Source organism: Amycolatopsis rhizosphaerae (assembly GCF_007713715.1).
Taxonomy (GTDB): domain Bacteria; phylum Actinomycetota; class Actinomycetes; order Mycobacteriales; family Pseudonocardiaceae; genus Amycolatopsis_E; species Amycolatopsis_E rhizosphaerae.
In genome coordinates this window covers 1-7,515 of record NZ_VJWX01000354.1, presented here as the reverse complement: position 1 = coordinate 7,515, position 7,515 = coordinate 1, and the positions used below count along the sequence as shown (strand labels likewise).

The following is a 7,515-nucleotide window of genomic DNA, read 5'->3' as shown; positions in this document are numbered from 1 at the left end:
GTTGGGGACGCGGGTGGCGGGTGGGTGGCCGCCGAGTGCGGTGCCGGAGCTGTGACCAGCAGGGAGCCCCAAGAGTACTGAAAGCGCTTACAGATTCACTCCGCGTCGCCGCAGCCGCAGCTCGCGCGCAACGCCAGTGAGACCGGCAGCATCACCGACTCCGGGGCGCGGTCGCGGTCGGCGAGGCGCCGCAGGAGCAGTTCCACGGCCGTCTCGCCGAGCCGGCGCATCGGCTGCCGGACCGTGGTCAGGGACGGGCGGACCATCCGGCCGAGCGGGATGCCGTCGAAGCCGGTGACGGCGACGTCGGTGGGGATGCGGACGCCGCGCGAGATCAGTTCCTCCATGGCACCGACCGCCATCTGGTCGTTGGCGAAGAGCAGCCCCTGCGGCAGGCCACCGGGACGGAACGCGAGCTGCTGGACGGCCTCACGGCCGTCGGCGCGGGTCATCGCGCGCCGCAGGTCCGGCTCGTCGCCTGCCGGAAGGCCCGCGTCCCGGCAGGCCGCCTGGTAGCCCTGGAAACGGGCCTCGGCATCGGGAGAGTCCTCCGGGCCGCCGACGAAGGCCAGGCGCGTGAGGCCGTGGACCTCGACCAGATGCCGGGTCAGCTCCCGCTGCCCGTCGAAGTTCGCGACCTCCACGTGGTCCAGGCGGTCGATCTCCCGCGGCCCCGCGAGCATCACCACCGGCAGGCGGCGCGAGTACACGTCCAGGTCCTCGGTCGAGACCGTGCGCGCGAGCACCGCGAAACCGTCGACCTGACCGGCCATCCCGCCGATCAGCTGCTCGGCGCCCCCCTGCAGGGAGGCGGAGATGAGCAGGGCGTAGCCGTGGCGGCGGGCGGCCCGCTCCATCCCGCGGATGACCTGGTCCGCGTAGAGCACCTGCGCATCGTCGTCGTCCCCGGCCGCGGTCTCGGTCTCCGGATCGGTGTAGTCGGGAAAGCACAGGCCCAGCACCCCGGTGCTGCGGCTGGCCAGCCCGCGCGCGCTCCCGCTGGGCACGTAGCCGAGCTCGCGGGCCACGGCGAGGACGCGCTCCCGCGTCTTCGCCTTGACGCTGTCGGGGTTGCGGTAGACGCGGGACACGGTCGCGATCGACACGCCCGCGCGGTCGGCCACGTCGTAGACGGTGGGGGTCGTCACCTGCTGCTCCTGCTGTCCCTCGCCCGGCACTGGCGTCGCCTCGTCGCCCCGGACCGGCCACCCACGACGACGTAAGCGCATTCATCGACTCCGACACGCTACCCGCCGCCGGCATCCGGCCGAAACCGGAGTCCCCTTTGCCCCAGCCAGAGGCGCGCCCCGGACGAGCGCCGCCCCGGGCCTCGTGATCTCGGCGACACCGCGGCGGGTTCCGCGGCATGCTCGGCCCACCGGGCCTTGCCTTCGCAAAATGTATGCGCATACACTTCCGGCCGCACGGGCCCCTCCGGCTCGTTCTACCTCTCGCCGCCAGGCCTCAACGAGGAGGAATCCGATAGTGAAGACGCGTGCAATGCGGTGGGCCGCCGCCCTCGGGGTGGCCGGCCTGCTGGCCACCAGCGCCTGCACCGCGAACGTGAAGCCGCAGGGCGCGGACAACGGCGGCGCCTCCGGCACCGCCGAGCTGCTGGTGGGCGGGGACAACGGCTCCCCCACCTTCGTGCGGAACTTCAACCCGTTCTCGCCGAACAAGCGCAACCTCACGACCTACATGTACGAGCCGCTGGAGGTCGTGAACAGCCTGGACGGCACGGCGACCCCGTTCCTCGCCACCGGGCTGAGCCAGCCCGACGCCAGGACCGTGGTCTTCCACATCAGGCAGGGCGTCCAGTGGTCCGACGGGCAGCCCTTCACCCCGGCCGACGTCGCCTACACCTTCGACCTGGTGAAGCGGACCCCGGCGCTGGACGCGCTCGGCGTCTGGCAGCACATCGACTCCCTGTCCGTCTCCGGCGCCGACGTGGTCTTCCGGCTCAAGTCGGACGACGTCCCCGCCGCCCTCGTCCTCGCGCAGCAGCTGATCGTGCCCCAGCACGTCTGGAAGGACGTCCAGGACCCGGCCTCCTGGACCAACGACAACCCCGTGGTCACCGGCCCGTACACGCTCGCGGACTTCACGCCCAACCAGTACGTCCTCGCCAAGAACCCCACCTACTGGCAGGCGGGCAAGGTCGCCGCGGACCGGATCGTCGCCCCGGCCGCCAACTCCAGCCTCGACATCGTGAGCAAGGGCTACGACTGGGCCTACACATTCCTCAGCGACATCGACAACACCTGGGTCAAGGCCGACCGGCAGCACAACAGCTACTGGTTCCCGCCCGGCGGCACGGTCGCGCTCTACCCCAACCTCACCAAGGCGCCCTTCGACAACCTCGACTTCCGCCGGGGCCTGTCCCTCGCACTGGACCGCGACAAGATCGCCGACAGGGCGGAGCAGGGCTACGTCAAGGCCGCCGGCCAGACCGGCCTGCTGCTGCCGAACTTCGCCTCCTGGACCAACCCGGCCATCCCGGCGCAGGGCAAGGTCGCCCAGGACACCCAGCAGGCGCTGGCCTCCTTCGCCAAGGCCGGTTACCACCAGCAGGACGGCAAGCTCGTCGACGCCGGCGGCAAGCAGCTCACCCTCACCATCACCACCCCCAACGGCTGGACGGACTGGCTGCAGGGGGTGCAGGTGGTACAGCAGCAGCTGTCCGCGCTGGGCATCCAGGTGGTGCTGAACCAGCCGCAGGCCGCCGCCTACCAGCAGGCCATGCAGAACGGCGACTTCGACCTCGTGATGGGTTCCTTCGGCGGTTCCGGGTCGCTGTTCCAGGACTACAACAACCTGCTCAACTCCGACTTCAAGAAGCCCGTCGGCACCAGCACCAGCGCGAACTACGAGCGTTACGGCGACCCCGCGGCCGACACGCTGCTCGCCGAGTTCAAGGCCACGACCGACCCTGCGAAGCAGAAGGAGATCGTCAACCGGCTCCAGCAGGTGGTCTACGACCAGCTCCCCGCCATCTCCCTGTTCTACGGCGGGCTGTGGGGCCTGTCCAGCACGAAGAAGTTCACCGGCTGGCCGAGCGAGGCCAACCCCTACGCCTCGCTGATGACGTGGGGCTCCACCCCGCTGCTGGTCGTGACGCGCCTCCAGCGCGCGCACTGAGCCCGAGGACCGAGGAGAGACGACGATGCGCTACGCGCTGCGCAAACTCGGGCTGCTGCTCCTGACGCTGTGGGCGGCGATCACGCTCAACTTCGCGCTGCCCCGGCTGATGCCCGGCTCCCCCGCGGACGCGGCCATCGCCAAGCTCTCCCAGAGCGGCCCGGTGTCCCCCGCGACCCGGGCCGCCGTCGAGGCCCAGCTCGGCGTCCCGCACGGGAGCTGGTGGAGCCAGTACACCGGCTACCTGGACAACGTGCTGCACCTGCGGTTCGGTGTTTCCTACACCTTCTTCCCGCAGCCGGTGTCCTCCCTGGTCTCCACGGCCCTGCCGTGGACCCTGGTCATGGTGGGCCTGGTGACCGTGGCCGCCTTCGTCCTCGGCAGCCTCATCGGCGTGGCCGCCGCGTGGAAGCGCGGTACCTGGCTGGATTCGCTCCCCACGCTGGCGGGCACGTTCCTGTCCGCGTTCCCCTACTTCTGGACGGCCCTGCTGCTGCTGTTCGCGGTCGGCTACCTGCTCGGGTGGCTGCCCACCTCCGGGGCCTACTCCCCGGCCGCCACGCCCACCTGGTCGTGGACCTTCCTCGGGGACGCGCTCAACCACGCGATCCTGCCCGCCGCGACCATCCTGATCACCTCGCTGGGCGGCTGGATCCTCGGCATGCGCAACACCATGATCGGCACCCTTGGCGAGGACTACGTGACCTTCGCCGAGGCCAACGGGCTGCGCGGGCGCACCGTGGCACTGCGCTACGCCGCCCGCAACGCCCTGCTGCCCGGCCTGACCGGCTTCGGCATGGCGCTGGGCGGCGTGGTGGGCGGTTCCCTGCTGGTGGAACAGGTCTTCCACTACCCCGGTGTCGGCTACCTGCTGTTCAACGCCGTCACCAACCACGACTTCCCGCTGATGCAGGCCCTGTTCCTGATGATCACGGTGAGCGTGCTCTGCGCCAACTTCGCCGTGGACCTGCTCTACGGCGTTCTCGATCCTAGGACGAGGCGGTGAACCCCATGGCCGGTCTCCGCGTGCTCGGCCGCTCCTTCCGGACGGTCTGGGCCAACGGCAAGGCCCGAGTCGGCGTCGTGCTCCTCGCGGTCTTCGTGCTGCTGGCGCTGCTGGCGCCGGTGCTGGCGCCCCACGACCCGCACGACAACGGCTTCGGCCGCAACGAAGGCGGCAGTGCCGCGCATCTGCTCGGCACCACCGGCGCCGGCGAAGACGTGCTCTCCCAACTGCTGTACGGGGCGCGGGTGTCCATCACCGTGGCCTTCCTGGCGGGCGGCCTGTCCACCGTGGTCGCGGTGCTGGTCGGGCTGTCCTGGGGTTACCTGCGCTCCTGGCTGGGCGACGTCGTCGACTTCGTGGTCAACCTGTTCCTGGTGGTCCCGGGCATGCCCCTGATGATCATCATCGCGGCCTACCTGCAGAACGGGGGCCTGGCGATGATCATCCTGGTGGTCGTGGTCACCGGCTGGGCGTGGGGCGCGCGCGTCCTGCGCGCCCAGACCCGGTCGCTTCGCTCCCGCGACTTCGTCACCGCCGCGCTGTTCAGCGGCGAGAGCGTGGCCCGGGTGGTCTTCCGGGAGATCCTGCCCAACATGACCTCGATGATCGCGGGGTCCTTCTTCGGTGCCGCGACCGCCGCGGTGCTGTCGGAGTCCAGCCTGTCCTTCCTCGGCCTTGGCGACCCGGGCTCGGTCTCCTGGGGCTCGATGCTCTTCTGGGCGCAGAACTCGAACGCGCTGCTGACCGGTCAGTGGGTGCTGCTGTTCGCCCCCGGCCTGTGCGTGGCCCTGCTGGCCACCGCGATGGCCCTCGTCAACTTCGGCGTCGACGGGCTGAGCAACCCGCGCCTGAGGGAAGGAGTCGGCCGATGAGCCTGCTTGAGGTCAAGGACCTGACCGTCGTCTACGAGCCGAGGGACGCGGTGCCCACGCACGCGGTGAAGAAGGCCCGGTTCACCGTCGAGGAGGGCGAATTCCTCGGACTGGTCGGCGAATCCGGCTCCGGCAAGTCGACCCTCGGCTACGCGCTGACGCGGCTGGCCAAACCGCCCGCGCGGATCCAGGCCGGGCAGATCCTGTTCGACGGCACCGACATCGCGGCACTGGACGCGGAACAACTGCGCCGCCAGCGGCGGGGCGGCTTCGCCATGGTCCTGCAGTCGGGGATGAACGCGCTCAACCCGGTCCGCACCATCGGCCACCACTTCGGCGACATCTTCGCCGCGCACGGTCACGTGCCCGGCCCGCGGCGGCGGGCCCGCGCGGTGGAACTGGTGGAGAAGGTGGAACTTCCGGCGAGCGTGCTGGACCGGTACCCGGACCAGCTCTCGGGCGGGATGCGGCAACGGGTGTCCATCGCGCTGGCCCTGTCGCTGGAGCCGCGGCTGATGGTCTTCGACGAACCGACCACGGCGCTCGACGTCCTGGTGCAGCACGCCGTCATGCGGACCATCCGCGAACTCCAGGCCGCCGAGGGCTTCACCGCCCTGTTGATCAGCCACGACCTGGGCGTGGTGCTGGAGTCCACGTCCCGGGTGCTGGTGATGAAGGACGGGGAGATCGTCGAGGACGCGCCCTCACGGGACGTCTTCGAGCGCCCGCGGCATCCGTACACGCGGGAACTGCTCGGTCACTACGCCGACCCGCGGGCGGAGGAGGTCCGGCTGCCGGGCCTGCCCGCGCGCCGCGCCGCTCCCCTCGCCGGCACCGTGACGGCCGGGCACGAGCCGATCGTTCTCGAGCACGTCAGCAAGGTCTACCCGGCGCCGCGCCGCGGCGGGCAGCCGGTGACCGCCGTCGACGACGTGTCCTTCACCCTGGAACCGGGCCGGTCTCTGGCACTGGTGGGGCAGAGCGGCTCCGGCAAGTCCACCCTCGCGAAGCTGATCACCGGGGTGGAGCGGCCCACCGGCGGTTCCATCCGCTTCGGCGGGATGGCCGTCGACAGGCTGAGGCGCCGTCAGCTCAAGCGGCTGCACACCGACGTGCAGATGGTGTTCCAGGACCCGTACTCGGCCCTCAACCCGCTGCACACCGTCGAGTACACGCTCATGCGCCCGGTGGTCAACTACACCGGCCTGAAGGGGGCACCGGCCCGCCGCAGGGTGCTCGAACTGCTGGAGACCGTGGGGCTGACGCCCGTGGAGCAGTTCGCGGCCAAGCTGCCGCACCAGCTCTCCGGCGGCCAGCGGCAGCGGGTCGTCATCGCCCGCGCGCTGGCCAGCGACCCGAAGGTGCTCGTCGCCGACGAGCCCGTCTCGATGCTGGACGTCTCGCTGCGGGCCGGGGTGCTGGCCCTGCTGGAGGACCTGCGGGTACGGCTCGGTGTGTCGCTGCTGTACATCACGCACGATCTGCTGTCCGCCCGCGTCGTCACCGACCGGATCCTGGTGCTGCACCAGGGCCGGGTGGTCGAGTCCGGCGCCACCGAGCAGGTTCTGCGCTTTCCCTCCCACGACTACACGATCCGGCTGCTGGACTCGGTGCCGCAGCCTGCCCGGAGGTTCGCCGCGCCATGACCGACCGCGTCACGCCCGGTGCCCCCTTCACCGTGCTGCCGGTGCCCGGCGGGGTCGAGGTGCTCCGGCTCGCCTGTTCGGTGGGCACCCTGACCGCCCTGCGGGCCCGTCCCGCCGGGACCGGGCACGGCACCGCACTGCTGGTGCCCGGGTTCACCGGGTCCAAAGAGGACTTCCTCGACCTCCTGCCGCTGCTGGCGGACCACGGCTGGGACGCCTGGGCGTTCAGCCAGCGCGGCCAGGGCGACTCCGCCGCCCCGGAAGGTGAAAGCGCCTACACCCGCGAGCTGTTCGCGGCCGACGCGGTGGAGGTCGCCCGGCTGGTCCGCGCCGCCACCGGCGCGGGCCCGCTGCACCTGCTCGGCCACAGCTTCGGCGGCACCGTCGCCCAGGCCGCCGCGCTCGCCGCGCCCGGGGAGTTCGCCGACCTGGTGCTGCTGTGCAGCGGCCCGCACGGCTGGCCCGGCCGCAAGGCCGCGGAGGAGGACCGCCTGCGCGCGGCGGGCAAGCGAACCGACCTGTGGACGCTGGACAACCCGGAACGGGCCGCGCTCGACCCGGCGGAACTCGGCCTGGTGGAGCGGTTCGTGCGGGAACGCTCGCGGCACACCAGCGTCGACAACCTGCTCGGCGCCATCGCCGTACTCCGCGACCCCGAGGACCACACCCTCGCGCTGGCCGCCACCGGCCTGCCCGTCCTGGTCGCGCACGGGGTGCGCGACTCCGACGCGTGGCCGCAACCCTGGCAGCGGCGCAGCGCCGAACTCCTCGGCGGCCGCTACGCGGTGATCCCGGACGCCGGGCACCTGCCCAACCAGGAGAACCCGGCGGCCACCGCCGCGCTGCTCAGCGG

General features: G+C 71.5%; 6 protein-coding genes. 5 read left to right on the top strand and 1 reads right to left on the bottom strand.

Annotated elements, in window-relative coordinates:
* Positions 1-95: 95 nt before the first annotated feature.
* Positions 96-1,148 carry a LacI family DNA-binding transcriptional regulator gene (locus FNH05_RS27060; protein WP_222426720.1) on the bottom strand — a complete coding sequence of 351 codons (1,053 nt, stop codon included), beginning with the start codon at positions 1,146-1,148 and terminating at the stop codon, positions 96-98.
* Positions 1,149-1,485: 337 nt separating this feature from the next.
* On the opposite strand from FNH05_RS27060, the gene FNH05_RS27055 reads away from it, so the two are divergent.
* The 5 genes from FNH05_RS27055 to FNH05_RS27035 form a co-directional block, all read left to right on the top strand.
* The gene (locus tag FNH05_RS27055) at positions 1,486-3,138 is read left to right on the top strand and encodes an ABC transporter substrate-binding protein (RefSeq protein WP_222426719.1); all 1,653 of its coding nucleotides are present in this window, start codon (positions 1,486-1,488) and stop codon (positions 3,136-3,138) included.
* A 25-nt stretch (positions 3,139-3,163) separates the two neighbouring features.
* A complete protein-coding gene (locus FNH05_RS27050; protein WP_144591552.1) occupies positions 3,164-4,144 on the top strand; it encodes an ABC transporter permease in 981 nt (326 codons plus the stop codon).
* Positions 4,145-4,149: 5 nt separating this feature from the next.
* On the top strand, positions 4,150-5,016 hold the full coding sequence (locus FNH05_RS27045) for an ABC transporter permease (RefSeq protein ID WP_144591551.1): 867 nt from the start codon (positions 4,150-4,152) through the stop codon (positions 5,014-5,016).
* On the top strand, positions 5,013-6,662 hold the full coding sequence (locus FNH05_RS39480) for an ABC transporter ATP-binding protein (protein WP_144591550.1): 1,650 nt from the start codon (positions 5,013-5,015) through the stop codon (positions 6,660-6,662). The genes FNH05_RS27045 and FNH05_RS39480 overlap by 4 nt, the downstream gene beginning before the upstream one ends.
* On the top strand, positions 6,659-7,515 hold an 857-nt coding region (locus FNH05_RS27035), incomplete at its 3' end, for an alpha/beta fold hydrolase (protein ID WP_144591549.1). The genes FNH05_RS39480 and FNH05_RS27035, both read left to right, overlap by 4 nt.

Excerpts from the sequence above, each read along its gene's own strand:
- FNH05_RS39480 (WP_144591550.1), top strand. The coding sequence starts at position 5,013 with ATGAGCCTGCTTGAGGTCAAGGACCTGACCGTCGTCTACGAGCCGAGG.
- FNH05_RS27045 (WP_144591551.1), top strand. The coding sequence starts at position 4,150 with ATGGCCGGTCTCCGCGTGCTCGGCCGCTCCTTCCGGACGGTCTGGGCC.
- FNH05_RS27050 (WP_144591552.1), top strand. The coding sequence starts at position 3,164 with ATGCGCTACGCGCTGCGCAAACTCGGGCTGCTGCTCCTGACGCTGTGG.